Consider the following 26,380-nt stretch of genomic DNA (forward strand, 5'->3'; position numbering starts at 1 on the left):
GCAGTCGCCGGTCGACCCGCCGAGGTCCCCCTTTGCTGCCGGAGGGAAGGATCGGGGTAATGCACGCGGAGAAGGTCAACGAAATCGTCGCGCATTTCCTTGGGCTGTTCGAGACGGCGACCGACGAGGCACGCATAAGGCATCAATATCTGCAGGGGAGCGAAACCTGGAAGCCCGCACCCGAGGACGCCGGCGGCGATACGCGGTTACCCCAGTTTAAGTGCTCCTTCGAACTGAAGGACTACGATCCGGACATTTCCTATCAACCATCCGGCTATCGGTTCGAGGGCCTCGATATCGCCGGACGCACGCAATTCGCCGACGACGACTCCCGCGATCCCGTCTCGCTGGGCGACCTGACCGTCCAGCCGAGGCTTTTCAGCACTGTGGCAGGCCCCTCCGGCATCGCACCGGACCACGCGGGACCGCAACACGCGCCGATCGTTGAGGAGAACCCGGAGGCGGTCAGCGGCCAAATCCTGCAGGTCAATCTCCTTCACGACGATGACGTTCTCAACATGAGCGGTTCACCGATCGAGGCCCGTGACACGAGCTACGTCACCGAAAAACTTGCGGAATACGTCGCGGAAGCGACGAGTGCCTCACCGCTCGCGCAACTGAGCCAGATCGACAGTGTTGACGCGCTTTCGGCACTTGCCGCGAATCTCAAGGCCCTCGCTGCGACCGCGCGCGCCGAAGAGCCGCAGACGCCGGACGGTCCCGCTACGCCCGTGGACGACACGCCGGTCCCGCCGTCTGGAACGGTCACGCCAGTCGTTCTGCCGGAAGATGGCACCGTGATTCTCGCGGCCGACGAGATCGAAGGCGTCCATGTAAACGGCACGCGTGTCGACGTTCTTCCGGAACTCGCCGACTTCCTGCCCACGGGCGCGAAAGGCGCCGATGAGGCCGTTCAGCCGAACAGCCACAATGGCGACACGCTGGAAGTCGAGGCGGGAGCCAACACGGTCGGCAGTTTCGCCGGTATCGTCAGTGCGAGCGCAACCGCGCCGGTGACGGTCGTGATGGGCGATTACCATCAGATCGACGTCATTTCGCAATCCTACGTCTATGCCGACAACGATGAGGTTGGTCCGTTCGGAGAGAGCACTTGCGAAACCGCCTCGCAAACTATCGCCATGAACATCGCGAATTTCGAGCGTCATGATTTCGAGACGCCGGCACGAGAGACGGCAGATGCCGCAGACCAATTGTCGACCTTCCCGACGAGCTGGCGCGTCAACGTCGTCGAGGGTGATCTGTCGATCGTCCACTGGATCGAACAGTATAATTTCGTCAGCGACAACGATACCGTCGCGATTACGACCAGCGGTGTGGAAACGACTGTGCTCACGGGCGGTAACGCCGCGGTCAATCTTGCTTCGTTCCTCGATTTCGGCACTCAGCACGACCTAGTGATCGTGGGCGGCCACATCCTGGACATGAACATCATCAGCCAGGTTTCGGTCCTTTACGACAATGATCAGATCCAGGGCATCTCCGCCGGCAACGGCATCACCCTCGATGAAGGCGGCAACCTCATCTGGAACATGGCATCGATCGAAAACATCGGCGACAACGAGCGCTTCGAGAGCGTGCCGGCCTATATGCACCAAGCCGTCGACAATATTCGCGAAGGCACGAACGACCTGCCGGAAGCACTGGCGCACGATCAGGACTTCGCGGGCTACACGGGCCTGCGTGTCCTCTACATCACCGGCAATCTTTATGACGTCAACGTCATCAAGCAGGTCAGCATTCTCGGTGACGCCGACGCCGTCGCCTACACGGCCGCCAAAACGCTGGAAGGGGTCGATACCGAGGTGACTGTTCACGTCGGTGACAATGCAGTGGTCAACGTCGCCCAGATCATCGATTACGACAGCTTTGGCCACACGACCCATGTCGGCGGCGAGCTCTATTCCGACACCATCCTTATCCAGTCCGGCATTGTCGACATTGGCCGCGATGGCGACACGCTGAGCTTTCAGCCGGACGGGCTTGTAAACGAGGTCATTGCATTTGTCGGTGAAGACGATCCGGCACTCGGCGTCGGCGACCGCGTCGGTGATGCCGCCGACGACACGTCGTGGTGCGACAATCAATGGAACGACGTCATGCACACGGTGCTGACCTAACGACGCGAGGGAGTGCCATGAACGACCTTTCCAAACGGTATGTCGATGGAGGCAAACCGTTGTCGCACTCCGCACCGGAGCTGAAACTTCCTGGCACACCCAAAATTCCCGTCGATCCCATCAACAATGCCTTCGAGGAATCGAAAAAGCCCGATCAGGACGCCGAAAGTCGATCGCCGCCTCAGGAGCAGCCGGGCACCGAAAAGAAAAAGGCGCGCGGGAGCGAAAGCGGCAAGAATGATGAGCTCAAGAGTCGACCTGATCGGCCGTTGTCGCCGACGATCAACAACGAACCCGGCCCTTTCAGGGAAGGTGAGCGCCGTCCGACCCCACGTGACACCGGCGGGAAGGGCGCGGCCGACAATGGCGGAGAGGGTAGGGATACGTTTCGTAGGCGCACGGAGCCGGTAAACTTCGCTGCAAGCCTGCAAGACTGCCTGGCGGCTGTCCAGCGCAACACGCTGGTCGTTGTCGTCTTCACCGTCGCGATCAACATCCTCGTCCTCGCCATCCCGATCTACCTGTTCCAGATTTCCGACCGGGTTCTGACAAGCCGGTCTCAAGATACGTTGCTGATGCTGACGATCGCCGTCCTCGGTGCCATCGTGCTGCAGGTCGTTCTAGATGCCATTCGGCGCTTCATTCTGATGCGGACCGCCGTCGAGATCGAAGTCCAGCTCGGCGCACCGATCCTTAGCGCCGCGGCGCGTGCATCCCTGCACGGCAACGGGCGAGACTACCAGGTGCTGAGCGATCTGCAGCAGCTTCGCGCCTTCATCACGTCCGGTACGCTGGTCTCGTTCCTCGACGCACCTCTGACCCCGCTGTTCGTCGTCGTCGTCTATTTGATCCAGCCGCAGCTCGGGCTGATTGTCGTCTCTTGCTGCGTCGTTCTTTTCGTCATTGCCTATCTCAACCAGAAGGCGACGACGCGATCGTTCAGCGAGGCCAACAGCTACCTCGGCCGCGCGAATTTTCATCTCGATTCGATGTCGCGCAATTCGCAGATCATCAATGCGCTGGCGATGATTCCGGAGGCGGTGAAGATGTGGGGGCACGAGACGGCCGGCTCGCTCAAGGCGCAGGTCTACGCCCAGGACCGCAACATCATGTTTTCCGGCGCCTCGAAGGCCGTGCGGATGTTCACCCAGGTGGCACTCCTCGGTTGGGGCGCGCATTTGGCGATGATGGGCCAGCTGACGGGCGGCATGGTCATCGCCGCGTCCATCATCGCCGGTCGGGCGCTCGCTCCGGTCGAAGGCGCGATCGAGGGCTGGAACCAGCTCAATCACTCGCGCGCGGCCTATGGCCGGATCAGGCAACTTCTCCTGGGTTCGCCCCTGAATTTTCCCCGGCTGCGCTTGCCGAACCCCGAGGGCCGGCTCGACGTCGAACGCATCCTCTTCGTGCCGCCGCCGCAGAAACGCGTGATTTTGAACGGCATATCCTTCTCGCTCGCCAAGGGAGAAGCACTTGCCATCATCGGCAACTCCGGCTCCGGCAAGACGACGCTCGGCAAGATGCTGGTAGGATCGATCCTGCCGACATCCGGCAGCGTGCGGCTCGATCTCATGGACCTGAGAAACTGGGATCAGCGCCAGTTCGGCGAAAGCATCGGCTATCTGCCGCAGGACGTGCAGCTCTTTCCCGGCACGATCAAGGCGAACATCTGCCGCATGCGCGACGATGTCGAGGATGCCATGATCTACGACGCGGCCGTGCTTGCCGACGTGCATGACCTGATCGCCACGTTCCCACAGGGCTACGAGACAGTCGTCGCTGCAGACGGCGCTCCCCTTTCAGGCGGACAGAAGCAGCGGATTGCTCTCGCACGGGCCTTCTTCGGCAATCCCAAATTCGTCGTCCTCGACGAGCCGAACTCCAATCTCGACAGCAATGGCGAGGCGGCGCTTGCCCGCGCGCTTCTCCATGCGAAGAACCAGGGCATCACGACCGTGACCATCACCCAGCGCCCGGCCCTTTTGCAATGCGTCGACAAGATCATGGTGCTCAACGAAGGGACCGTTGCCATGTTCGGCGCGCGAAACGAAGTTCTCGCCGCACTTGGCGCGGCATCGAACCACGACGGGGCACAGGCGCGTATTCGCGGAGGTCACCAATGAGCCAAGCCAAAAAGAGCGCCGATCCGCACAATGCCGTGGAGTGGTATTCGGCGGTCCCCCGCTCGATCAGACTCCACAGCTTCGCAGGTCTTGCCCTGATCGCCGCGTCCTTCGGCGGCTTCGGCTATTGGGCCTTTGCCGCACCGCTGGCAGCGGCGATCATCGCGCAGGGCAGTTTCGTCGCCAACGGTAACAACAAGATCATCCAGCACCTCGAAGGCGGCATCATCGAGGAACTGCTGGTCGACGAAGGCGACAAGGTCAGAGCCGGAGATATACTTGTGAAGCTCGACCAGACCCCGGCTCGCGCCAATGCGCGCATGCTCAACCTCAAACGCCTTCGCCTGGAAGCGGTGGTCGCGCGACTCCGGGCGGAAGCGATGGGCAGCGACACCTTCAAGGTACCGGACATCGTCGCCGAGCAGGCGGACGATACAGACGTACGGGCGATCATCGAAAGCCAGAACGTCATTTTTCAGAGCAAGAAGATCAAGCTGCAGGATCAACTGAATCTCATCGACCAGAATATTCGCTCCCTCGAATTTCGCGCCAAGGGTTACGATCTTCAGCGAGCCTCCTTCAACAAGCAGATGGAGATCCTGGCGGAGGAGCGTGAATCCAAAAGCAGGCTGGCCCAAAGCGGCCTGATCAGGCGACCTGAACTCCTGGCACTCGACCGGGCGATCGCCGACGCGATGGGCGAGATCGGCCGGCTCGAGTCGGAAGTGAGGGAGAGCCACACCCAGATCGATCGCTATCGCCAGGAAGCCGTCATTGCAATCAATACCAACAAGCAGACCGCGCTGGATGGCCTGGAAGGGGCGGAGGCCGATCTTGATGCCGTGCGCCAGCAGGTCCGCGAGGCGGCCGAAGTGCTCGACCGCGCCACCATTCGCTCGCCCGTCGACGGAACGGTCGTGCGCAGCTATTTCCATACCGCCGGCGGCGTGATCGCGACCGGGAAGCCGATCATGGAGATCCTGCCGGCCAATGTGCCGCTGATCATCGAGGCCCAGGTGCTTCGAACGGCCATCGATCAGCTCAAGGTCGGCGAGGATGCGACGATACGCCTTTCCGCGCTGAACCGCCGCACGACGCCCGTTTTGAAAGGCAAGCTCTTCTACGTCTCGGCCGATTCCATCGAGGAAGTGGCCGGCGGGCAACAACGCGACGTCTACATCGTCCGCGTAGAGGTACCCGCCAGCGAGATCAATCGCATCAACGGGTTCCACCCGGTACCCGGTATGCCGGCCGAAGTCCTGATCACCACATCCGAACGAACCTTCTTCGAATACCTGACGAAGCCGATCACCGACAGCATGTCGCGGGCATTCAAGGAGACCTGAGGGGAAGCGTCATGGCTGCGGCTCAGGAGGTGCTTTTGCTGGTTGGTCGCCTGAACTACGTCTGGACCAACACCGAAAGCCTGCTGATTTACATCATCGCGCACCTGCTGAAGGTCGACAAGGAATCGGCCATCATCGTCTTCCTGACGCTGAACACCACGCGCGCGCGCATCGACCTCACGGAGCGGCTGGCGAAGCTGCCGGCAACCCCGCCCGAAACGCGCGACCAGGTCCTGTCGATCACCGAGCGGCTGAAACAGCAGTCGAAAATGCGCAACAAGTACAACCACTGCATCTACTCCTTCGATGAGCAGGGCGAGATATCGAGTACGCAGCTGATGCGCCTGGTCGAGGGCGACAAGGAAATTCGCTACGGCAAGGTGGAGCAGCTCGACGCACGCGAACTGGCGCGTCTTGAAAACGCGATCCGCGAGATCACCGACATCAGCAAGGCGCTCTGGTCGTTCATCCGGTCGCGCCCCAATTTCGACGAGCGACTGATCTGAGGCCCGCCCTATCGCGACAGGCGCATATGCCGATTGACGTCCTTGTAGAGCAGGTAGCGGAAATTGCCCGGACCACCGGCGTAGCAGGCCTGCGGGCAGAAGGCACGCAGCCACATGAAATCGCCCGCCTCGACCTCGACCCAATCCTGGTTCAGCCGGTAGACGGCCTTGCCTTCGAGAACATAGAGCCCGTGCTCCATGACGTGCGTTTCCGCGAACGGGATCACCGCACCGGGCTCGAAGGTCACGATGGTCACATGCATGTCGTGGCGCATATCCGCCGGATCGACGAACCGCGTCGTCGCCCATTTGCCGTCGGTGCCGGGCATGGGTGCGGGTGTGATGTCGGCCTCGTTGATGAAAAACGCTTCCGGCGCATCCAGCCCTTCGACGGCCTCGTAGGCCTTGCGAATCCAGTGGAACCGCGCCGGCACGTTCCCATGGTTGCGCAGCCGCCAGGCACTTGCCGGCGGAATGAAACCGAAGCCGCCCGGGCGAAGCACGTGCGGCCGACCGTCGAGTTCGACGGTAATCTCGCCTTCCATGACGAAAAGGGCGCCTTCGGCCGCGGGATCGAGTTCAGGGCGATCGCTGCCGCCGCCCGGTGCGACCTCCATGATATATTGCGAGAATGTTTCGGCGAATCCGGAAAGTGGACGCGAGAGGACCCAGAGGCGCGTGTTTTCCCATAAGGGAAGGTAGCTTGTGACGATATCCATCATCACGCCCTTCGGAATCACCGCATAGGCTTCCGTGAAAACCGCGCGCCCAGTGAGGAGCTCCGTCTGCATGGGCGCGCCACCCTTCGGTGCGAAGTACGTCCGTTCAACCAATTCCTGTCCTCCACGACATTCAATTTCGGCGCTGACAGCGCGGCGCGTCTTATCAGACGCGCAAAGGACGCTGTAGCACTTTGAATTGCTGCACGTTTTATTCCTTAAATCGGCTAGAGCATCCCGCTTTCAAGTGGAATCGCTGAAAGCGGATAAGATGCACTAGAATCAAAGGCTAGAGCGTCCTTTGTGCGTTCACTTGAACGTACGGCGCTCTAGGATTTAAGGAAACATACAGCAGGGCTCACCGTTACATCTTCCATCGGAGAAATGCGATCGTGATCAATGTCGTATCGTGAAAGAAGCCGATGAATAGCCCGCCATCGGTAGAATCACTTTCTTCGGAGCCTGCGGAATGACGATCTCGCGCATGACCTGCCAACAGTGCAGGCCCAGCGAATGAAGTGCTCATGCGCGCCGCCTCACCGAACATCCGGCCGACAGTCACGCTATCTTGCGCGGATACGCCTGATGATTGCGGCATGTGAGCAGACACATGCAGCGAGGACGAGGACGAAAAGCGCAGTCCCAAGCGGCGAAGAGGCGAGCGGCACGAGGGCCCAGTCGCCCCGCAGCATCTGCGGCAGAGAGAGCCCCGAAAGCCCTGCCTGCGTGTTCGCAGCCCGGACCGTGGCAAGCGCCGTCGCGATCAGGGCGACGTGCGCGTGGACGAAACGCATGCGCGGATATCGGTCCGGCCGGATCGCCAGAAGGACGCCGAAAAGCGCTGCGAGGACCAGAATTGCGGCAGCACCCCAAAACCCAATGCCTGGAACGGCGAGAAGCATGAGGACCGGCTCGCGCATGACCGGAAGTATCGTCATGTAGAGCAACCAGGCAAACTCGCTCGCGGGATAACGAGCGAGCAGAACCATGCTGGCCAGAAACATCGCCGCCAAGCCATAGGCGCCGCACGGGCCGAGGCGGAGGAACGTGAGAACTAAAGCGCGCATGCGTTTGCATCCCCTTTGACTGGAGCGCGATCGCTCTGACATTCTTCATATATAAGACGACGCTTAACTGGGGCTTACCGATCGTCACCTTCCTGTTTGGACCGGCGCGACCGATTTTCCGGCAACTCGGCCGGAACATTGTTCATTGTCTATGTGTCCCAATTGCCGACGCGGGCTTGAGATCCACGATGTGTCTCTTTAATGCGACTCATTGTTTCAATTCTTCATTTATTAGCATTTTTTGAGGAAGATTTCCCGTGAGTGCTTGCATGCGCAAGGCTACGTTACCCAAAAACTGGGGGAATGAATGGCAACTTCTCAGATCAGATCGCGGATCAGATGCCTGACCTTATTGCTCGCGGGCGGGACCCTGCTGGCCGGCTGCCAATCGGCCGCTCTCGATGACATAGCGGCGTTCGGCGATAGCGCCAAAACACTCGAGGATGATTCGGCGGTCGCCTTCTACCGGAACGATGAACTGGTAACCAAGGGAAAGTTGCAGTTCCAGGAGAAGAATTACGGCAAGTCCTATGCCATCTACAAACGGGCCGTTTCGGTCTTCCCCAAGGACCCGTCCGCCTGGCTGGGCTTCGCCGCCTCCGCCGACATGATCGGCCGGTTTGATACCTCCGACCGGGCCTACCAGCAACTCTCCGGCATGATCGGCAACACGGCGGTCTACTACAACAATATCGGATATTCGCATCTTCTGCGGGGCGACTTGCCCAAGGCTCGGCGCTACTTCCTGAAGGCGTACGAACTCGATCCGACAAACGAGACCACGGCCAGAAACCTGGAACTCATGAAAAACAGCGTGAAGTTCGCGCAGCGGTAGGTCCGCGCAGGGGGACAAGCGGTTTAGCAGACGGCCAAAGCGTCCGGATCGGAAACCATAGCCGATGAAAGCGTGGCGAAGCTCCGCTCCATCTGATCCACGCTACTGCATGTTTCCTTAAATCGTACCCGATTTAAGGACAAAAACATGCAGCAATTCAAAGTGCTACAGCGTCCTTTGTGCGTCTGATAAGACGCACGGCGCTGTAGAGCAGTTCCAGGAAAAGTGTGTAACGGTTTTCCGTCCCAAACGAGTTGGATCATTTGATCTGTTTCAATGAAACTATGAAAAGATCTTCTGTAAGCGGTGCATTGACCCCGTCTGGCGATAGCGGTGGATCGGGTTTATTCGTGTGAGCTCAGGGAATGAGCTTGGTATGAATTGCTATGTCTGAACCTATGTCCGAACATAGAACGTTCCATATGATCGAAGCCGTTGCGGGTCGCCTGGAGGGCGCGCCGCGAGAGGTTCGACGTTGGTCAAATGAGTTGAAGGCTCAGGCGGTAGCCGAAAGCATGGAGCCAGGTGCGAGCGTTTCTGCGATAGCGAGGCGCATAGGGATCGACCCATCGCAATTGTTCACGTGGCGGCGCAATGCCCGACTGAAAGCGGAGGCTGTTGTTGATACGGCTCGGGGCGAAAGCTCCACCGCGGACATCATGATCGGCGACGCTGTGATCCGGGTGAATGTCGCGATCGACGAGCCACATCTCGTCAGGCTGATCCGCGCGGTACGCTCTGCATGATACCGGCTGGTACGAAGGTGTTCTTGGCCAGTCATCCCGTTGACTTCCGCAAAGGTCCAGACAGTCTTTTGGCGCTGGTGCGTGATGCTGGAAGTGATCCCTTCAATGGCTCGCTCTACGTTTTCCGCGCCAAAAGAGCAGACAGAATAAAGATCGCCTGGTGGGATGGCTCAGGCGTCTGCCTATATTCGAAGCGGCTCGAAAAAAATCAGTTCGTCTGGCCGAAGATCGGACCGGCCCGCGTGCAGCTCAATCACGCGCAACTGCTTGCACTCGTTGACGGCATGGACTGGAAACGGGTCCGCTCGGCTACGGTGAAACGACCGGAATTTGTTGGGTAAAAGCCCTGCGGCAGAGTGAATCAGGCGGCTGAAACTGAGGGTAAATCTCGCCGAAACATGCTCTACATAAGGGCATGAAACCAGCCGATCTCGAGCTTCCTGATGACGTTGATGCGCTGAAAGCCATGGTCATGGCGATGGCAGCAAAGGCTGCGCGCGCCGATGTTCTGGAAGACGAAGTCGCTGATCTGAAGGCCCGCAATACGGACGCGGACGAACAGATCGCCAAGTTGAAGCTGATCCTCAAAGCTTTCAATCGATACAGGTATGGCCGCCGTTCGGAAAAGCAGGGCAAGTCCATCGAGGCAGACCTGGACGAACAGGGCGCGTTTGTCTTCGAAGAAATCGACATTGGCATTGCCGCGATTGAGGCGCTGGTTTCCAAGGGCCGCAATCCAGGCGCTGCAAAGCGTGCGCCGCGCCCGCGCAAGGGCTTCCCGCCGCACCTGGAGCGGGTCCATGTAGTCATCGAGCCGGACGAACTGCCCGAACACGCTGGCAAACAGAAGGTCCTGATCGGGGAAGATACCTCCGAGCGGCTTGATGTCATTCCGCCGAAGTTCCGGGTGATCGTCACCCATCGCCCGAAGTATGCCTTCAAGAACGAAGACGGCGTCATCCAGGCCTCAGCCCCGGCGCATATCGTCGAAAGCGGCATTCCGACGGAAGCGCTGCTCGCCTATATCGCGGTCTCCAAATATGGCGACGGGTTGCCGCTCTATCGACAGGAGGCGATCTTCCTGCGCGACCATGTCGAGGTCGAGCGCGGTATCATGGCGCGGTGGATGGGTAAGCTCGGGTTCGAACTCGAGATCCTCGCGGACTACACCTTCAGCCAGATCAAACGAGGTGAACGAATATTCGCCGACGAGACGACATTACCGACACTTGTTCCCGGATCGGGGTCGGCAAAGACAGCGTATTTATGGGCGTACGCGCGGGACGATCGACCGTTCGGCGGCAGTGGTCCGCCGATGGTGGCCTATCGTTTTGAAGACAGTCGATCCGGCGATTGTGTCGCGCGGCATCTCGAAGGCTATCGCGGTATCCTGCAAATCGACGGATACACTGCCTATAACCGTGTTGCCCGCCCCGACCGCGGAAACGACGGCGCTCTATTGGCAGGATGCTGGGCGCATGGTCGCCGTCGGTTTTACGAACTGCACGCGAACGACAGTTCCAAGGTGGCAACGGCGACAATCGAAAAGATGGGCGCACTTTGGTCGATTGAGGAAAAGGTGCGCGGACAAAGCCCCGATGTTCGCGCAGCCGCCCGCCAGGAGGCCTCCGCTGCAGTCGTTGCCGATCTCTACAAACTCTGGCAGGACACGCTGCCCCGCATCTCTGGAAAATCAAAGCTCGCCGAAGCCATTCGCTATGCCCTTCATCGACGGGAAGCCTTCGAACAGTTCCTCCATGACGGGCGCATCGAAATAGACTCCAACATTGTTGAGCGTGCAATCAGACCCCAGGCAATTGTTCGGAAGAACAGCCTATTTGCCGGAAATGCAGGGGGCGGAAGGACTTGGGCCACACTCTCTACGCTCATCCAGTCCGCCAAGATGAACGAAGTTGATCCGCTGGCCTGGCTGACGCAGACGCTTGAGCGTATCGCCGCAGGTTGGCCATCAAGCGATCTCGACGCTCTGATGCCCTGGAACTTCAAGAAGTAACGGCCTCACGTCACCGCTTACGATCTTCTGCATGTCTCCTTAGATCGACCTCGATTTAAGGACAAAGACATGCAGTAATTCAAAGCGCTACAGCGGCCTTTGCGCGTCTGATAGGACGCGCGGCGCTGTAGAAGGCTTCGACGCGATCTTCGTAGAAGCCACCTCCTCGCGAAAATCCGAGGATTTACCGCACCTTTCGCAGAATTAGCTTACCCTCGGGCGAGACTGAGCGCTCGTAATGCGGCAAGTCCGCGACGGATACGCCTTCGGCATCGGCCAAGGCGAGGCTGTCATCCGCGGCCTCAAGTCCGACGGAGACCGTGGTCCCTGATGGCTCCAACCGTTGTGTCACGCCCTTTCCGGGCGCGCTCATGATCAGGCTTCCGCCGGAGGCGACCAGACCGGAACGCATGCCGACATCGAAATCGGCGACCTGTTTGCGCAGGCTTTCCAAGCGCTGGCGAACGATTGCCACGTCCTCGCCCTTGGCACTTCTGGCGATGTGCCGGCCCTGCTTGTCGACCAGTTCTTTCAGGCCGTCGATCGAGCGCTTGAGCGCGGCAAGCGTCTCGCGGCTTTCGCGCACGTCGGCCGCATTCTTCGCCGTGTAGAGGAGAATGCCGGCATTCAGCGGCAGCAGCAACAGGGCCATCGCAATCAGGGAGGCCCCTCTCGAACGGCTTGGCTCTTTCGCCGGTCGCTCGCCGCGTTGCCTCGCGCCGTCAGACTCGACATCGACATCCGGAATACTGGTCATCCGCGCTACTCCGCCCCAAGCAGGTCAATCCCCGATTTCTCTGGCATCAGTATTTCAGGCATTCCTTAATAAGGTACGCAACCCTAGAGCGCCCCGTGTTCAAATCAACACGCAAGGGACGCTCCAGAACTCTGCTTTCAGTGATTCCACTTTGAAAGCAGGATGCTCTAGAGCGCCGTGCGTTCAAGTGAACGCACAAAGGACGCTCTAGCACTTTGATTCTAGAGCATCTTACCGCTTTCGGTGATTCCACTTGAAAGCGGGATGCTCTAGTCCAGCGTGAACACACCCTCCCACGCCCGCTCCAGCATCTCCAGCGAAGCCACCTTCGGCATCGCGTTGAACTCGCAATACGACCTGATGAAATCCAGCAGGTACTTCGGGTGGTAACAGGACGCCAGCGATACACCGCTGTACTTACGCTCATAGAACAGGTGCAAATCACTGGCCTTTATGTCTACCGCGACTTGGCGCGCATAAGAGCCGAAGATCCGGATATATTCGTCCCGCGACGGGTTATTCACAAATATCTTGTACTTGAGGCGCCGCAGCCCCGCCTCGTCGGAGAGATCCTTTGGCGCGATATTGGTCGAGAAAACCACAAGCTCGTCGAACGGAACCTTGAACTTCTTGCCCGTATGCAGCGTGAGAAAGTCGTATCCACGCTCAAGCGGCACGATCCAGCGATTGATCAACGCTTGCGGCACCACCTGCTGCCGACCGAAATCGTCGATGATGAACACGCCTCCCGAGGCCTTCAGGTGCAGCGGGGCCTCATAGACGTTCGAGCCGTCGCTGAAGGCGAGGTCAAGGAGGTCCAGCGTCAGTTCGCCGCCGGTCTTGATCACCGGTCGCCGGCATTCGACCCATCGCTGGTCGGCCTTGGGATACGGATTTCCCGACGCCTCTCCGACCGGCTGGTGCACGGCCTCGTCGTAGAAGCTGATCACATAGCCGCCGACCTCGACCGCGTAGGGCACCCAGATCGTCTGGACAAACAGCCGCGCGGAGCGTTCGGCAATGCTGGTCTTGCCATTGCCCGGCGGTCCGTAGAGCAGGATGGACTGGCCCGAATTCATCGCCGGACCGAGCTTCTCGACGAGTGACGGTGACAGCACCAGCCCCTCGAGACTTTCGATCAACCGGTCCTGGGTCACCCGCTCGTGGTGGATCGATTGCAATTCGAGCTGCCGGCAGAAGGCATCGAGCGACACCGGCGCCGGCCCGACATATTGCGATTGCCGCAACGCCGCCTGCGCGTATTCGAGCCCCTTCGTCGAAAGCGCGTAGCGGATGTCGGACTTGACGTCTTCTCCGGCGAGCCCCCTCGCCTCGAGGAAGGCAAGCTTGACCAGTTCCTTGACGAGCTGATTGACCACCGCTTTCGGCAATTTCATCCGGCCAGCGAGATGCGACGGGGTGACGGTATCCTGCTCGGCCGCGCATTTTGCTGCCAGGCGCAGCATGAAGGACGGTTCGAGACCGGTTTCCTTCGCACCAGCGGGCGCCAGCGGCATTCGGGGATCGAGCGTCAGCGCGAAGTCTTCGCGGCCTTCGTCGGGCGAATAGTGCATGGAGACCTCGCTGTTTTAACCGCCGGGCTTGAGGCCGGAGAGAAGACTGACGACACGAAGGACGATTGGCACGAGCACGATGATGAGGCTCACCGGAAACAGGAAGGCGCCGAGCGGCAGCAGCATCTTGATCGGCAGGGCATTGGCCTTCTCCTCGGCCCGCACGACGCGCAGGTCGCGCATTTCCTTGCTGTAGACGCGCAGCGTCTGGGTCACGCTGGTTCCCAGTTCCTCCGACTGGCGGAAGAGGACGGAAAGCGCGCGCGCCTCGTCGATCCGCAAGCGCGCGGCAAGGTTGGCCAAGGCCTCGCGCAGCCGGCGTCCGCCTCGCACTTCCAGCATCATGATCGAAAGATGCAGGCCGAAATCCTTGCGCTTGTCGACGAATTCCCGGGCGACGCGGTTGGCCGCCGCTTCCAGACTCATGCCCGCATCGAGGCAGACGATCAGCATGTCCATGAAATCGGGAAACAGGCGGCGATATTCCCGCTCCTTCGCATCGCCGCGCCGGTCGATATAGATATTGACCAGGACAAAGGCGATGCCGGCCGCAAACATCGCCATCACCAGGATCGCGAGCTGCGACAATTCGGGAAGGAAGCGGCCGAGAGCCCAGACCGTTGCCGCCACGATGCCCATGCATACGGCGGCGCGGATGACCTGAAATACCGTCACCGCGCTGGCACTGAAATAGCCGGCGCGGATCAGCCGGTTCTGGGTGGAGTTCGCGTTCGTGTCGCGTCGGGTGATCTCGAAATAGCGGCGGATCAGGCGATTTTCCGCCTCGCCGAGATCTGCGATTGCGGCATCTCCCAGATGGAATTCCTCACTACCCGCCTTCGCGCTCGTTTCCGACAGCCGGACGCCGACCTCGCGCCGCCGGAAGACCAGTTCGGACGCTGCGCCGGAAAAGATCAGCACCGAGAAGAAGACGATGAGGTAAATCCCGTACTCGCTCGACATCGCGGCCTCAGTACTCGAAGTTGACCATCTTGTAGAGAATGACATTGCCGATCGCCATGATGACAAGCAGCACGGTGACGACGATCGACCCGTAGCCGCTGTCCCAGACAGGATCGAAATAGGTCGGCGAGAGCGCCTTGATCATCGCGTAGAGAAGGAACGGATAAAGCGACATGAAGATCGCGGTGATGCGCCCTTCGGACGAGATCGCCTTGACCTTGGCCTTCAGCATCGACCGGTCGCGCAGCGTTTTCGAAAGGTTCTGCAGTATTTCGACGAGATTGCCGCCGGTCCCCGCCTGTACGCTGAGCGAAATCGCCAGGAGGTTCAGGTCCTCGACACCCACGCGGTCGGAAAGATTGACGAGCGCGTCGTCGAGTGTCACGCCATAGGTCAGCTCGTCCGACAGAAGGCCGAACTCGCTGCCGATCGGATCGGGCATTTCGCGCGCGACGAGCGCGATCGCCGCCGGCAGCGGGTGCCCGGCCGCAAGGCTTCGATTGGCCACATCGAGTGCTTCGGGAAGCTTTTCCGTAAATTTGCGCATGCGGCTCGCGCGTGCACGCCAGACGACAAGCACGGGAATAAGGAAGCAAACCGCGAGAAAAACGGGAACCCGGATCAGGTTGCTCGGCACGAGGAACTGGACGACGAGCCAGCCGAGGAGCGCGCCGGCGATCGCATAGAGCACAAATCGCTTCGCATCGAACTTGATGCCAGACTGGGTGTAGAACTGCCTCAGCCGCTGCATCAGTGGAAGCGATCGCCAGTCCTCGCCGGCACCGCGCTCTTTCAGCATGTCGCGATAGGCCTTGCCGTGATCCTCGCTCCCATCGAGCAGGCTCAAGCGACGGTTCACCGCCCTGTGGCGTTCGGACGTCCGGAAATAGCCGCGCAGCAGGGCTTCGGCGGAAATCAGCGCCGCGATGAACACGGCGGCGTAAAGCAGGATGAGCGTCATGATTGGGCAGGTCCCGTTTGCAATGCTCTGCCGGGCTCGAAGATCGCTGCCGGCACGGCGATCCCGAGTTCGGCGAATTCCTCGATGAAGCGCGGGCGCAGGCCCGTCGCGCGGAACTCGCCTTGGATGCGGCCGTCCTCTCCCGTGCCCGTCTTCTTGAAGCGCATGATCTCCTGCATCTGGACGACGTCGCCCTCCATGCCGGTGATCTCGGAAACCGAGACAATCCTGCGGCTGCCGTCGCTCAGACGCTGCACCTGAACGATGAGCGTGATGGCGGAGGCGATCTGCGAACGGATGCTGAGCTGGGACATCGGCATGCCGGCCATGCCGACCATCTGTTCCAGTCGACCGACCGCATCACGCGGGGTGTTGGCATGGATGGTCGTCATCGACCCTTCGTGGCCGGTGTTCATCGCCTGCAGCATGTCGAATGCCTCCTCGCCGCGCACCTCACCGACGATGATGCGGTCGGGCCGCATGCGAAGCGCGTTTTTCAGGAGCTCGCGCTGGCGGACCTCGTTGCGGCCGTCGAGCGTCGGCGGCCGGGTTTCCATCCGGCCAACATGCGGCTGCTGGAGCTGCAGCTCGGCCGCGTCCTCGATGGTGATCAGGCGCTCTGCCGGCGAAATCTGCGACGAAAGCGCATTGAGCAGCGTCGTCTTGCCCGAGCCGGTGCCGCCCGAAATGATCATCGACACCTTGCCCTTGACCGCGGCACTCAGGAGGATGCGCATGGCGTTCGCCATCGCCCCGTTTTCGACAAGGCGCTCCAGCGTCAGCGGCTTGCGGGTGAACTTGCGGATCGAAACAAGCGGGCCGTCGACGGAGATGGGCCGGATCGCCACGTTGACGCGGGATCCATCCTTGAGCCGGGCATCGACCATCGGCGTCGATTCATCGACACGGCGGCCGACGGCCGAGACGATCTTGTTGATCACCCGGAGCAGGTGATCCTCGTCCTTGAAGCGGACCGCGGTGCTCTCGAGCCTGCCCCGACGCTCCACATAGACGCTCTTGTGGCCGTTGATCAGGATGTCGGCGATGGTCTCGTCGGCGAGCAGCGGCTCTATCGGCCCGAGGCCGAGCATCTCGTCGGTGATGTCGCGGATCAGGTCGTTGATTTCCACGGCATTCAGCGGGAAATTGTTGCGCCGGATATAGTCCTTGACGAGCGGCCTGATCTCGGTCGCGATTTCTTCGTTGTCGAGTGTGTCGAGAATACCGAGGTTGATCCTGTCGAGCAGATAGCGGTGCAGGTTGACCCGTTCGGCGACCATGTCCCGGCCGAGCGACGCATCTTCGGCCACGGCAGCCACCGCAGCGGCGGGCGTCGGCGCGGCCGTGTTTGCGACCGGTCCGGCGGGAAGAACTTCGAGGCTTTTCGGTTCTTCGCGCTCCCCCGGCTGAGGCTGCTTGTAGAAACGTCCCATGAACCCGGTTGCCATCAGCCTTTCACTCCGTTGGACTATTTCACGATCACCGTGGTTCCGACTTTCACCCGGCCGTAGAGATCGATGACGTCGGCATTGCTCATGCGGAAGCATCCGGAGGACGCAAAATCGCCGACCGTCGACTGGTCGTTCGTCCCGTGGATGCGATAGAGCGTGTCGGCCTTTCCCCGGTAGAGATAGATCCCGCGCGCGCCCATCGGATTGAGCGGCCCGGCCGGCACGAGTTCGGGAAGCCCCGGCACACGCGCCTTCATCTCGGCCGGCGGCCGCCAGTCGGGCCATTCGGCCTTTCGGCCGACCTTCACGACGCCCCTCCAGCGGAAACCGTCGCGGCCGACGCCGATCCTGTAGCGGATCGCCCGGTTGCCAGAGACGACGAGATCAAGCGTCCGGTTGTCGTTGACGATGACGACCGTGCCGGCCGGGTATTTCTGCTCCGCGGTCACCACGACGCCCGTGGCCGGCCCCAGGCTTCGTGGCACCAGGCCGGTCGCCAGAGCCGCGACCGGGGAAACCGCAAGAGCGAGCGCGGCGGCGGCGAACGTCGCGCATACAAGCGCTCCGGCGGTGCGCTGGTCTGGCGTTTGCTCGCCGCTCACCCGGATGCGTACGATCATCTCACAAGCGCTCCGAGCTTGCTGACGGCCTTGCAGAAGCCGGAGCGCGCGTTCACCTCGAAGGGCAACACGCCGCGGTTCAGCGCTTCGCTCAGCGTGTCCCAGTCATAGGCGACGATGTGGGCACGCGTGTCCTTGAAGACCTTGTCCACTTGCTGCCGGCGCACGCCAAGACTGAAGAGCTTGGTGCGGTATTTGTTGATGACGACAAAGATCGAATCCGCATTGCCGCGCAGCCGCACAAGGTTGAGAAAGAGATCCTTGGCCTGGTGGAGCGCCGGGATCGTCATTTCGGTGACGATGTAGACGCTGTTGACCGACGAAAGCACATCGGTTTTCCACGGTGTTTCGTAATGCGGCATGTCGATGACGGTGTGATCGCTCTCGAAAGCCGCGACGTCCAGCATGCGCAGCACCAGTTCGGCGCCCTTGGCCGCGAGAAGCACCGACGGCTGCTTGAACGACAGCAGCGAAAAGCCGCCCGAGTGACGCTTGCGCACGAGATCGATGAATTCGAGATCGACGCGCGACGGATTGGTGATGACGGGCTTCAGGTCGTAGTCGCTGACAAGGTTGAGATAGTAGCCGAGCGACCCTGAGGAGAAATCCATGTCGAACAGATCGACCCGCGGCGCCGCGTTTTTCGTGGGCTGGGCAAGCGCATGAGCGAGCGACGAAGAAATGACGCTGGCGCCCGCGCCGCCGACGGCGGAAACGACCGCGTGAACCCGGCTGTCGGACGCCCCGCTTCCGGGCGCATGCGTCGAGATCATGTCGATCAGCGAGCGGCGCTCCAGCGGCTTCTTCAGCCAATCGTTGCCGTTCAGCCGGAAGAGCTGCCGCAGCATCTCGTCCGCCAGGTCTTCAGAGACGACGACGAGCGGAATATCGCGGTGGCGGCCGCGGAAGGCAAAAAGCTCCGGCCGGTTCAGCATTTCGCCGTTGTCGACATCGAGTACGATCAGATTGAACTGCGTCGGATCGAACCGCGCCGCATCACCCAGCGCCTTTAGTGCCATATGGCGCACTTCATAGCGCGACAGCGAGCCGAACGTGTCGAGCATGAAGCTCGCAGCCGCCGCGTCGTCGGAGAGGACAAGGATCTTGGTGGATGCTGCGAAGTTCATATGAGCTGTCATCTCGCTTTCCCACGCACTATCAAGGGTTCAGCAGGTTGAGCACGTCTTCAGGTCTTCGGTCGTAATCGTCACCGGATGGGCGGGAACGACGATGTCATCGAGCCCGAGCAGGCCGCCTAGGATGGGCAGGTCGAAGGTGATGTTGCGGACTTCGAGGCGCATCGTCAGCACCGGACCAGTAGGCCGGCCCCAATAGCCGAGGCCGGAGCGTTGATAGGTCACGACCAGCTTGTCGGGGGTAATGCGCCAGTTGAGATCGCAGATGCCGGGGCGCGGGTCGCCGACCGCGCAATCGCCGTCGCTACCCGTGACGATCCGCGTCAATTCGGCGCTGCAATTCGCAAGAGCGGGCCCGCAAGTGGAGGAGATCGCGGGATTGTTGGGCGTCCCCGTGCCGTTGTTCAACGGATTCTCTGCTTCCACCGGAAAGACCTCGTCGAAATCTGAGGTCAACGGGTTGGAGACGGCAGCCAGTCTCGCGCCATATTGCAGCGCCTTCACCGTCTGGTTCCATTGCGACATGGCATAGCCGAACTCGACGAAGGCCGCGAAGACCAGAAGCACGATGGGAAAGGTGATCAGCGCCTCCGAAAGGGCGATGCCGCTTTCGTCCTGGCGGAACCCTGTCTTCCGGGTGGGAAAGGCCGATCCACTGGGCGTCGTCGCGCAAGCCGCACCGCCCTCATCCCTGTGCTTGTCACAGGGATCCAGCCACGGTGCGTCTGCACCGTGAATAACTTCCTCAGGCTCGACATCGAAACGAACACCGCCGCGTCGCCGGCGTTGATTCTTCTGCGCCGCCGACTCGGCGCTGCTGGATTCCTGTGACAAGCACAGGAATGAGGGGAGGGTGAGCACGCAAGCATCGCCTTGCACAGCGCGCCTGGCCAGCGGAGCGCCCTGCCCCATCAGGTCGGTCAGAATCCATTGCCGTTGACCTATCCGATTGGTTACCATCCGATATACCTCTCTTCATGCGAGGCGCTGATGGTGATTGCGTCGATGCCGAGCCAGCCGAACAGCGGCGAGGCTTCGTACTGATGCGTCGTGGAAACGGTGAAGTTACCGTCTATATCGATCACGACATTGCCGTCAGCATCGACGGGCACGGTAATATCGGCAAGGCTGGGTCCCCAACCGGGCACGCGCAGCGTCGTCGCATCAAGACTTTGTGTCCCATAGAGGGCGATACGCTTTGCGGTTTCCACGCTGCAATCGGAATTGAAGGTTGCGGTATTCCGACAGCGCGACAGATAGCGCCCGGCATCGCGGAGGCCCGCGTCGATCTGCATCCGCTCCCAGAAAATATTGCCGAATTCCAGGATGCCCGCGGCAAAGAGCGTGACGAACGGTACCGCCACCAGCGCCTCGGCAAGCACCGCGCCCTCCTCCTTCGCGAGGAAGCTCGGACAGAGCCGAAGGCGGATGAAGTTTCGGAGCGCCATCATCGGACCAACTCCGCTTCTTCCCGGAGGAACTCGTCGAGCGTGCCACGCCCGCCCCTCCCGGTAATGTCGATCATTTCCAGCGAAAGATAGCGCTCGTCGCTTTCCTTTATCGCCGGCTTGGTCAGGAACATGCGGGCGAAGGCCACGGCCCTGGTGGCTTTGTGACCGTTCAGGTGGCCGACGGACGCCTCGTAACCGCAATTGACGATAGCCGAAAAAATCTCGCGCCGGTCACCGTATGCAGGGTCTGTGTAATCCGCTAGGTCCGGACCCGAATAGCACTGGTTGCTTATTGTGGGGGCGCCGGTCTCGCCGTTCGCGGAAGCATGGCTGATGAGTGCCGGGTTCGCCAGTTCGTAACGATAGACGTCGTAGGCGGAAGGCTGGGTCGGCCCCGCACCGCCCTGCACCGGATAGCTCGAATAGTTGTCGAGGATCGTGCTCACCGAGGGCGCCGCTGTTCCCTGCGCGACGTTCCAGTATGTGCCATACTGCCAATTGTTACTGCTGCTGATCTTGCCGCCGCCGATGGCGTTCATCGTAGCCCCATAGCCCAAGGGCACGGCCATGCTGGGATCGCCGACAACGTCCCCGACCATGACCGGCGAATAGCCGTCGCAAGACTTGCTGCCGCTACCCTTGCCCGATTGTGCCTGGGCGGAGCGTACGTTCTGGGCGGGGCGATAGCGGTAGTTACCGTTCACCTTGTTGAACGACGAGGAGTAAAAGCCGAAGCGCGTATTGACGCCGTCCTCGACCGGGCCTGCTTTCGCGCCCGTTTCCGTATCCAAATTATCCTGCGTGTAGCACGTGCCCGGGTTTCCGGTGGCGAGAGCTTCCGCGAGCTCCGACGCCCCGTTGCCTAAGGGCGTCCTGAGGAAGCCGAAATTGCCAGGCCCGGGATTGGACGACGAGGTGCTGTGCAGCTCGATCTGCCGCCCATAGAGATTGCCCGCCGCAAAATTGTCGTGCAGCGCTTCCGCGGCCTCCTCGGCTGCGGTCTCGCTGGTGTTGCCCGCAGGCTCGTATGGGTTGCAGATGAAGATCGGCGTCACGTCGCAGGCGCTCGCCCGGTACACGGCCACCGCCTCGGCCGAAACGTTGATCGTGTCGCGATTGAAGCCGACCGGCAGCGGGAAGATCGTCGTCATCGCCTGGTCCTTGGCGACGACCCAGGCATAGGACGCCAAATTGGAATCGGTCGTCACCTTCGAAAGATCGATGGGGCTGTCGTCGCTGTTCGGGATTTCGGTCAGGAACCTGACCGTCACTGTGCTTGTCGCATCGCTTTCGGCGTCGTAGGCGACTGTGATGTTCGAACCGAGTGACCAGCCGGTCCCTCCGCCGCCAAAGGCCGCGCTGTTGGCGAGTTTCTCGATTGCTGCCTGGGCCCGCGGGATGGCGTTGTCTCGGCCGTCGAGTTCGCGGGCGCCGGCGAGCGCCATGGCGTCGACGGCGTTCTGGAGGTCGGTGTGAAGATTGCCGCTGCGCCCGACATCGATGACGAGCAGCGAGAAGCCGAGCAGGAGCGGCATGGAAATCAGCGTCAACGCAATGACGTAGCCACGACGGTCGTCCCAGAAGCTCTTGATAGCCTTATGCAACATTGGCATGCCCCTCGGATCGCGGCGGTGCGGCCGCCGTGCTCTTCTGTTACATTCCCTTCCGGCGCCCCCGCCGTTCACTCTTTCTAGCGGCCACAGTCAGTATCCCCCGCCGTTGCCGCCGCCGTTACCGCCGCCCGTCCCGGCCGGCATCGTGGCCGCCGGCAGGATCACGGCCGTGGGCGCCGGCGCGGCACCGCCCTGCCCTCCGCCTTGATAGTTGCGGATGACCCGGTTGATCACCTTGCCGTCACTGTGAATGCGCGTGTTCTGCGCCACCCGCGGGAAAGGCTCCTGGATGTGGATGCCCTTGTTGGCCTCCACCGCGTTTCCGAGCCCAAAGGTGATTGAATCCCTGTGGTTCAGGTAGTCGGCGCAGCCGGAGACGAGGCTCGCGGCGGCGATGACCAGCACTGCGCCTTTATTTTTTCGCAACGGCAAGTTGGCCTCCCACATCGAGATCGAGACGGTGACCGTACGGCCCCTTCACGCCTTCGCCATTGCGGAAGCGCCTGAGCATGTCCTTGTCCACCTCCAGGATGCCGAGCACGAACAGCTCCCAGTCGTTCGACGAACGCGTCTGGTCGAGCGGGCTGTAGAGGTCCTCGCCGGGTGCGGATGGCCGCACGATGTGCGGCGTGACGATGATGACGAGATCGGACTCCCTTTTCAGGAAGCTCGTCGAGCGGAACAGCGCGCCGATCACCGGAACCTGCGACACCCACGGCAATTGTTGAACGTCCTTGGCATTGATCGACTGCAGCAACCCGGCCATGGCGAAGCTCTGGCCGTCGCGCAGCGCCACCGTGGTCTTCGCCGCGCGCGAGATGAAGCCGGGATTGCCGTTGACGTTGATCGAGGTATCGAGCTCCGAGACTTCCGGCTCGATCCTGAGACTGATGAGCCCGTTGTCGAGCACCACCGGCGTGAAGGTGAGCCTGACGCCGAAGGGCCGGTAATCGGTTTCGGTCGCGACCGTGGCGCCGTTGGCCACCGTCGTCTGGATCGGCACCTCGCCGCCGGCGTGGAAGCTCGCGGTCTCGCCGCTCATGGCGATCAGGTTCGGCTGCGCCAGCCGGCGCACCAGTCCCTTCTGCTCCAGCGCATTGATGACGACGTCGATCTGGCCGCCCGCAATCTCCAGCACCTTGGCGATCAGCTGTCCGAACGGCTGCATGCCCGTCGCCGCACCCGCGGCATCTTCCAGCGTGCGGACGAGCTGGCCGTCGTCGTTGACAGCAATACCCTGGCTGGTCGTCGCCTTGCCGATGCCGTTCCGGCCCTGGCCGGACCAGCCGATGCCGAGGTCGCGGCCGGTCTGACGCGAGGCCTCGATCACCCGGACCTCCAGCATGACCTGCTGGGAATCGGCCACCCGCAACTGGTTCAGCACCGGCTGTGCGGAGTAGGACTGGGCGATCTCCAGCACGCGCTGCAGCTCGACGGCGTCACGCACGGTACCGGTCAGGCGAATGCGGTCGTTGGAGTTGAACACCCGGACTTGCGCGGAGGGTGCGGCGGAACGAATGGCCGCCGCAGCTTCGCTGAAATCACTGGCGACGCGGATATCGATGACGCCGAGAAGGTTTTTGTCGTCGTCATAGACGGAAATATTGGTGGCGCCGATCTGCTTGCCGCGGATGAAGAGCGACCGGTCGGAGAGCGGCACGACGTCGATCAGTTCGGCACTGCCGATGACCAGATCGCCGAACGGCTTGGCGGTCCTGATCGTCATCGTGTCGTTCGGCGGCAGCGTCACCTGCTGCACGGATCCGCCGAGGTTGATGAATTTTTCCTGGGCATCCGCCTGCCCGGCCGAACCGGGTCCCAGAAGGCCAAAGGCCGAAATTGCCGCGACCAGTGCCGCGAGGGACCTGGCTCTCGCCGCCCCCTTCATGCTTCCCCTCAACATTCCTGCCTCAGCCCCTCTCCTCGCAGTCCGGCCCGCCGCCCCTAACGGAGGGCCGCAATTAATGTCACTGGATCAGGCCCACCCGGTGCTCCTCACGTTTGGTCGTGTTCCAGACGCCCACGGTCGCCCACTTCGGCTCCACCGGCAAGACGGGCTCAACCTTGCGCTCGACGATTTGCACCTGTTTTTCACGCACAGGCGCATTCATCCGGTTTTCGACCGTGTTCAGCCTGTTGCCGAGTTCGTCGCCGACCTTTCGCACCAGCCGCTCGATTACCTCGAAGCGACCATCGTCCTTCTTCTCGGCGATGTCCTTGCCGAGCTCGGCCGACATCAGACCGCCGCCGAGATCGGCAACCGTGATCGGCCTTGTCTGTTCAACGGAGGCGGAAGCGATGTTGCGAAGCGTGAGCGACAGCGTGCCGATCGTGGCACCGAGCGTCAGACGCTGGGCCTCGTCGGTCGTCACCTCGAAGGTCACCGTCTTGACGACGGAAGGTTCGTCCTTGCGCTCGTCCGCGGTCTGGTCCACCGCCAGTACCTTCACCCCCTGGAGCAGCACGTCGACATAGGTCTGTTCGCTGTTGTTTTGCTGATTGCGCACGACCCGGGTCAGAAGCACGTCAACGCGATCGGACGGCCTGACGAAACCGGCAACGCCGAGTACGTCATTGACCCGAATAGAGACGGCCTTCATGCCCTGATCGAGTGCCGCAGACAAAGTGGCCCGCTCACCGGCGCCGGTGATCTTTGAGGCAAGCACCGGCTCGCCGGGATCGATCGCCTCCATGGCATAGCGCGGTGCGTCGTCATTGCCGACGACGGTTTCGATTGTCTGAAAGGAGCCTTCGGGCCGCTGCTCGGAAGGCCAAGGGATGGCTTTGAGATTTTCCGGCCGTACACGGTCCCCGAAGCGCATGGGCTTGGCGGCGACGACCAAAGTCTTTTCCTGGAGTTTTGGACTGCTGGCTGCCAGCCGCGCTTGCTGATCGGTGAGATAGGTGCGCGTCGCAAACACCGCGACGCCGGCAAGTAAGATGGCAATAGTAAGACTTAGAATTGTAGAGTAACGCATCTCCGATACTCCATACTCAATCGAAACGCATTTTTTTCGATAACGACTAATTTAGAAGTGAGGGGTTAACAAAAACCCCTCTCTCTCGGATATTGCTCGATCTTTACGGGGTCGGAGCGACGTATTTAGTCTGATTCCAAAATGTGCCCCACGTAGTCCATGCAGCTTCCATATTGTTGCCCGCCGTTATCACCACACCGACAACACCGCCGACCAGAAGCCCCAGAAGAATAAGATATTCAGTCAGGGCCACGCCCTCTTCCTCCCGCGCGAAAGCGGATACTTTAGACACAAAAGCTTTCATCGAGAAATTACCTCCAAAATATTTGGCGTACCGCATTTCCCCCGGCCCGCCCGTCATCGAGACCACCTCTCCGACTATCATGATTAATAATCCCTTAATTATTATATCGTCAACTGCTGAAATGTAACCGCTTTCGGCATCTCTATTTTATGGTTAAAATCGAAACTGGCAAACGGTTGGAATATTTCACAACACGTCTGCCGCAATGCGACACACCGAAATATTTCTTGATGTTTTTCTAGCCCGAAAGACTTAGAAAAACTGTGAGGCAATCGCTTTTATTGGTGACATCAGGCAACAACGAAGGAGAAAAGCGAAACATGATACAAACAGTCAACATTTTTACTGTTCTATCAGTATTACTTTTCCTCTATGCCGCCTGGAGCGACTTCCGCAGTTGGAAGATCCCGAATGCCGCCGTTCTCGCTCTCGTCGGCCTTTATGCCGTCAACGCCGCAGTGGCGCTAATGACGACCGACGATATCGGCGCGGCGCTCTTTTCCTTCACCGGGATCGGCGGCGATGTCGGAGCCGGCCTCCTGCTCTTTGCGCTGGGCTTTGCTCTCTGGCTCTTCCGGCTCTTTGGCGCCGGCGACGCCAAGCTCTTCCTGCCGATCGGCCTCTTCGTCGGCTGGAACGGCATGCTGCCCTTCGCGGTCTTCCTTCTGATCGGCGGTATTTTCACGATGCTGGCGTTGAAATTGCCGATGCCGCTGCAACTGGCGCATTTGTCCTTTTTCATGCGCGTCGAGGAAATCCGCGCGACACGCAAGATCCCCTACGGCGTGATCATGGTCTTCGCCACCATCGCCGCGCTTACCCTGCGCTACAAGGTCTGACGGTGCGCCCGCCCCTGCGCTAACTGCGCCACAGCAAACGTCGCGTATTAAAGGCGCACGCGAAGGTCGCTGGATTTCTCCTGTGAGTCGGAAATCATTTCGCTTCTCTTCGGCGTTTTTCTCACGATATCAGTGACATGCCCGCCCTGATATTCATGCTGCGCCGGTCCGCGGCCGGCATCGATCTGGTCGTGCAGCATGATGATTATGTCGTAGACAGGCTGTAGTCGTGGCGCTGC

The 26,380-nt window shown here is 60.8% G+C and carries 26 protein-coding genes; 9 read left to right on the plus strand and 17 right to left on the minus strand.

Annotation, left to right across the window (positions count from 1 at the left end; all coding sequences use genetic code 11):
• Window positions 1–59 precede the first annotated feature (59 nt).
• Genes RB548_RS16490 through RB548_RS16505 form a run of 4 tightly spaced genes read left to right on the plus strand, consistent with a single transcriptional unit; the run spans window position 60 to window position 6,113 of the window.
• Entirely contained in the window at window positions 60–2,138 is a 2,079-nt protein-coding gene (locus RB548_RS16490; RefSeq protein WP_331372323.1) for a hypothetical protein, read from the plus strand.
• Between the two features lie 17 nt (window positions 2,139–2,155).
• Window positions 2,156–4,261: a type I secretion system permease/ATPase gene (locus RB548_RS16495; protein WP_331372324.1), complete on the plus strand. Its 2,106-nt coding sequence runs from the start codon at window positions 2,156–2,158 to the stop codon at window positions 4,259–4,261.
• On the plus strand, window positions 4,258–5,607 hold the full coding sequence (locus RB548_RS16500) for an HlyD family type I secretion periplasmic adaptor subunit (protein WP_331372325.1): 1,350 nt from the start codon (window positions 4,258–4,260) through the stop codon (window positions 5,605–5,607). The genes RB548_RS16495 and RB548_RS16500 overlap by 4 nt, the downstream gene beginning before the upstream one ends.
• 11 nt (window positions 5,608–5,618) lie before the next feature.
• A complete protein-coding gene (locus RB548_RS16505; protein WP_331372326.1) occupies window positions 5,619–6,113 on the plus strand; it encodes a hypothetical protein in 495 nt (164 codons plus the stop codon).
• Between the two features lie 8 nt (window positions 6,114–6,121).
• On the opposite strand, the gene RB548_RS16510 is transcribed toward RB548_RS16505, so the two are convergent.
• A complete protein-coding gene (locus RB548_RS16510) occupies window positions 6,122–6,904 on the minus strand; it encodes a bifunctional allantoicase/(S)-ureidoglycine aminohydrolase (RefSeq protein ID WP_331374995.1) in 783 nt (260 codons plus the stop codon).
• Between the two features lie 491 nt (window positions 6,905–7,395).
• Window positions 7,396–7,899 carry a hypothetical protein gene (locus RB548_RS16515; RefSeq protein WP_331372327.1) on the minus strand — a complete coding sequence of 168 codons (504 nt, stop codon included), beginning with the start codon at window positions 7,897–7,899 and terminating at the stop codon, window positions 7,396–7,398.
• Window positions 7,900–8,206: 307 nt separating this feature from the next.
• Between RB548_RS16515 and RB548_RS16520 the strand changes: the two genes are divergently transcribed.
• From RB548_RS16520 to tnpC, 4 genes are all read left to right on the plus strand, one after another.
• Window positions 8,207–8,734 (plus strand): tetratricopeptide repeat protein, encoded by a 528-nt coding sequence (locus RB548_RS16520; protein WP_331372328.1) that lies wholly within the window; start codon window positions 8,207–8,209, stop codon window positions 8,732–8,734.
• Window positions 8,735–9,156: 422 nt separating this feature from the next.
• Window positions 9,157–9,480, plus strand: coding sequence for a transposase (locus tag RB548_RS16525; protein ID WP_040669324.1), 324 nt, complete (start codon window positions 9,157–9,159; stop codon window positions 9,478–9,480).
• Between the two features lie 23 nt (window positions 9,481–9,503).
• The gene (gene tnpB / locus RB548_RS16530; protein WP_158539472.1) at window positions 9,504–9,821 is read left to right on the plus strand and encodes an IS66 family insertion sequence element accessory protein TnpB; all 318 of its coding nucleotides are present in this window, start codon (window positions 9,504–9,506) and stop codon (window positions 9,819–9,821) included.
• Between the two features lie 74 nt (window positions 9,822–9,895).
• On the plus strand, window positions 9,896–11,494 hold the full coding sequence (gene tnpC / locus RB548_RS16535; protein ID WP_331371316.1) for an IS66 family transposase: 1,599 nt from the start codon (window positions 9,896–9,898) through the stop codon (window positions 11,492–11,494).
• Window positions 11,495–11,678: 184 nt separating this feature from the next.
• Here tnpC and RB548_RS16540 read toward each other — a convergent pair whose 3' ends face one another.
• From RB548_RS16540 to RB548_RS16605, 14 genes are all read right to left on the minus strand, one after another.
• Window positions 11,679–12,251: a hypothetical protein gene (locus RB548_RS16540; RefSeq protein WP_331372329.1), complete on the minus strand. Its 573-nt coding sequence runs from the start codon at window positions 12,249–12,251 to the stop codon at window positions 11,679–11,681.
• Between the two features lie 269 nt (window positions 12,252–12,520).
• Window positions 12,521–13,825: an ATP-binding protein gene (locus tag RB548_RS16545; protein WP_331372330.1), complete on the minus strand. Its 1,305-nt coding sequence runs from the start codon at window positions 13,823–13,825 to the stop codon at window positions 12,521–12,523.
• 15 nt (window positions 13,826–13,840) lie between these two features.
• A complete protein-coding gene (locus tag RB548_RS16550) occupies window positions 13,841–14,788 on the minus strand; it encodes a type II secretion system F family protein (RefSeq protein ID WP_331372331.1) in 948 nt (315 codons plus the stop codon).
• A 7-nt stretch (window positions 14,789–14,795) separates the two neighbouring features.
• Window positions 14,796–15,749 carry a type II secretion system F family protein gene (locus RB548_RS16555; protein ID WP_331372332.1) on the minus strand — a complete coding sequence of 318 codons (954 nt, stop codon included), beginning with the start codon at window positions 15,747–15,749 and terminating at the stop codon, window positions 14,796–14,798.
• Window positions 15,746–17,197, minus strand: a complete 1,452-nt coding sequence (locus RB548_RS16560; RefSeq protein WP_331372333.1) for a CpaF family protein — start codon at window positions 17,195–17,197, stop codon at window positions 15,746–15,748. The genes RB548_RS16555 and RB548_RS16560 overlap by 4 nt, the downstream gene beginning before the upstream one ends.
• A 20-nt stretch (window positions 17,198–17,217) precedes the next feature.
• On the minus strand, window positions 17,218–17,820 hold the full coding sequence (locus tag RB548_RS16565; protein WP_331372334.1) for a L,D-transpeptidase: 603 nt from the start codon (window positions 17,818–17,820) through the stop codon (window positions 17,218–17,220).
• Window positions 17,817–18,959: a pilus assembly protein gene (locus RB548_RS16570; protein ID WP_331372335.1), complete on the minus strand. Its 1,143-nt coding sequence runs from the start codon at window positions 18,957–18,959 to the stop codon at window positions 17,817–17,819. Before RB548_RS16570 ends, RB548_RS16565 begins: the two co-directional genes overlap by 4 nt.
• A 27-nt stretch (window positions 18,960–18,986) precedes the next feature.
• Window positions 18,987–19,559, minus strand: coding sequence for a TadE/TadG family type IV pilus assembly protein (locus RB548_RS16575; RefSeq protein ID WP_331374996.1), 573 nt, complete (start codon window positions 19,557–19,559; stop codon window positions 18,987–18,989).
• 350 nt (window positions 19,560–19,909) lie between these two features.
• Window positions 19,910–20,407, minus strand: coding sequence for a TadE/TadG family type IV pilus assembly protein (locus tag RB548_RS16580; protein ID WP_331372336.1), 498 nt, complete (start codon window positions 20,405–20,407; stop codon window positions 19,910–19,912).
• On the minus strand, window positions 20,404–22,020 hold the full coding sequence (locus RB548_RS16585) for a pilus assembly protein TadG-related protein (protein ID WP_408642378.1): 1,617 nt from the start codon (window positions 22,018–22,020) through the stop codon (window positions 20,404–20,406). Before RB548_RS16585 ends, RB548_RS16580 begins: the two co-directional genes overlap by 4 nt.
• A 90-nt stretch (window positions 22,021–22,110) precedes the next feature.
• Window positions 22,111–22,467 (minus strand): pilus assembly protein, encoded by a 357-nt coding sequence (locus tag RB548_RS16590; RefSeq protein WP_331372338.1) that lies wholly within the window; start codon window positions 22,465–22,467, stop codon window positions 22,111–22,113.
• Entirely contained in the window at window positions 22,433–23,923 is a 1,491-nt protein-coding gene (locus RB548_RS16595; RefSeq protein WP_331372339.1) for a type II and III secretion system protein family protein, read from the minus strand. The genes RB548_RS16590 and RB548_RS16595 overlap by 35 nt, the downstream gene beginning before the upstream one ends.
• 64 nt (window positions 23,924–23,987) lie before the next feature.
• Complete coding sequence (cpaB, locus tag RB548_RS16600) at window positions 23,988–24,998, minus strand: Flp pilus assembly protein CpaB (protein ID WP_331372340.1); 1,011 nt, start codon at window positions 24,996–24,998, stop codon at window positions 23,988–23,990.
• A 103-nt stretch (window positions 24,999–25,101) separates the two neighbouring features.
• Window positions 25,102–25,302: a hypothetical protein gene (locus tag RB548_RS16605; protein WP_331374997.1), complete on the minus strand. Its 201-nt coding sequence runs from the start codon at window positions 25,300–25,302 to the stop codon at window positions 25,102–25,104.
• Window positions 25,303–25,622: 320 nt separating this feature from the next.
• Between RB548_RS16605 and RB548_RS16610 the strand changes: the two genes are divergently transcribed.
• Window positions 25,623–26,141: a prepilin peptidase gene (locus tag RB548_RS16610; protein ID WP_331372341.1), complete on the plus strand. Its 519-nt coding sequence runs from the start codon at window positions 25,623–25,625 to the stop codon at window positions 26,139–26,141.
• A 47-nt stretch (window positions 26,142–26,188) separates the two neighbouring features.
• On the opposite strand, the gene RB548_RS16615 is transcribed toward RB548_RS16610, so the two are convergent.
• Window positions 26,189–26,341, minus strand: a complete 153-nt coding sequence (locus RB548_RS16615; RefSeq protein ID WP_331372342.1) for a hypothetical protein — start codon at window positions 26,339–26,341, stop codon at window positions 26,189–26,191.
• Window positions 26,342–26,380 lie beyond the last annotated feature (39 nt).

This window comes from Sinorhizobium chiapasense, from assembly GCF_036488675.1.
GTDB lineage: Bacteria > Pseudomonadota > Alphaproteobacteria > Rhizobiales > Rhizobiaceae > Sinorhizobium > Sinorhizobium chiapasense.